This window comes from Massilia frigida, from assembly GCF_011682175.1.
GTDB classification, from domain to species: domain Bacteria; phylum Pseudomonadota; class Gammaproteobacteria; order Burkholderiales; family Burkholderiaceae_D; genus Telluria_A; species Telluria_A frigida.
Genome location: NZ_WHJG01000114.1, coordinates 1 through 1,613, shown reverse-complemented (window position 1 = coordinate 1,613; position 1,613 = coordinate 1). Strand labels below are relative to the sequence as shown.

1 protein-coding gene is annotated in these 1,613 nt (G+C 49.4%); it reads left to right on the top strand.

Going from position 1 to position 1,613, the window contains the following annotated elements; translation table 11 throughout:
• Positions 1-301: 301 nt before the first annotated feature.
• Positions 302-1,438 (top strand): hypothetical protein, encoded by a 1,137-nt coding sequence (locus tag F2P44_RS34180; RefSeq protein WP_167094518.1) that lies wholly within the window; start codon positions 302-304, stop codon positions 1,436-1,438.
• The last annotated feature ends 175 nt before the right edge of the window (positions 1,439-1,613 follow it).

The following is a 1,613-nucleotide window of genomic DNA, read 5'->3' as shown; positions in this document are numbered from 1 at the left end:
GAATGAGATTAACCATGATTCCGCCACCATAACCGACCAGAATTCGTCCAGCATCACGAAAATGCGATGGAAAGTCGCGCTCCCGTGATGCCGGCCAGTTCAGAAAAATCGTTTTGCAATTGGCTCACCTATCATCGATCAGATTAATTCATTCGGGATCAGCGGGCTTGCGCCTGCGGTTGCCCCGGCCACTCAGGGCGACCTGGTCTTTTACACCAAGCCGGACCCAACCCACATAAATAACGCTTCGCATTTATACTCCTACAGCATAAAAGACAAAACGGAAAATAAAATAACTCCGATGAGCCAAAGTGCAGCATTCATGCTTACCGATAATAATGAGGTGATCGCATGTGTACGTGAGGGTGAAGCCGGGTATGGGTGGATCGTGAAGCACAACTATAGATCGAACTCTACCTCTCCGATTGTTCGGTTTAAAAGTCCCGTTGTTGCGACAGGCCTTAGGACGTTGACTGTGGGGCCGGGCGCCAACCCGAAAGTTTTCACCGCCGGTTTTCTTGACGGTGGTCTCGCAACATTCGACCCCGTAGCCACGACCCCGGTACCACTTAAGAATGAAGCTGATCAGGCGGAAGGCCTTGCCGTATTAGACGACAAGTTATACGCCGGATTGTATCAGTATGCCAAAATCTCATCATTTGATGTGACAACAACTGGACTTGAAAATAAGAAAGAATTATTCAATTTGAGCGGCACTCACAAGCAGGACCGGCCATTTGCCATGCTGGCCATTCCCGCACCTGTGAACAAGCTCGTTGTCGGCACCGTGCCACAATCTGCCGTCAATGCTAGCGGATCTCTGGCGATTCTGTCGCTTGACGACGCGTCAGTCCCGGCCGTGCCAGCCATCACGGATAATTTCATAGCCGGCCAGAGCATCCTGGCATTGACGAATATCGGCAATGTCATTTATGGCGGCACGTCGACCTGGGGTGCCTATAATGACAAACCCGTTAAGGATGCCAATGGCGTTTTTGAAACCGCAACACTATTCTCGCTTGATATTTCCAATCCAAGAGCATTACCCACGTTGATTCATCCGGTAAAGGACAGACTGGTCATTTCAACATTAATTAATGTTCAAGGCAAGATCTGGGGATTAGCGGAAGACACCTTGTTTATTTACGATCCGGCCAACCCACTGGGTGTTATTCAGCAAAACAACTTATTTGGTTATAGGTTCTCAGAGTGGAACATCGCGTGGAAGGCAGCCAAGATGGTGGAGGCTAAAAACGGCTATGTGTATATTTCATTCGACGATAAATTGTACCGCGTCTCCATAAAAACGCCTGAACAGCGCCCCGAGCTGGTTATTTCGAGCGGTGTCAATTCGGTGGATATTGATGAGACTGGCAACCTGTACTATATATCAGGCGCCAGGCTGAAAAAATTCGACATGGTAGCTAATCCGCAATAACGTCAGGGCTCCATACACCACGGCCTCGCCCCCCGATCTCCGCATGCTTGAGCCAATTGCAAAACGATTTTTCTGAACTGGCCGGCATCACGGGAGCGCGACTTTCCATCGCATTTTCGTGATGCTGGACGAATTCTGGTCGGTTATGGTGGCGGAATCATGGTTAATCTCATTC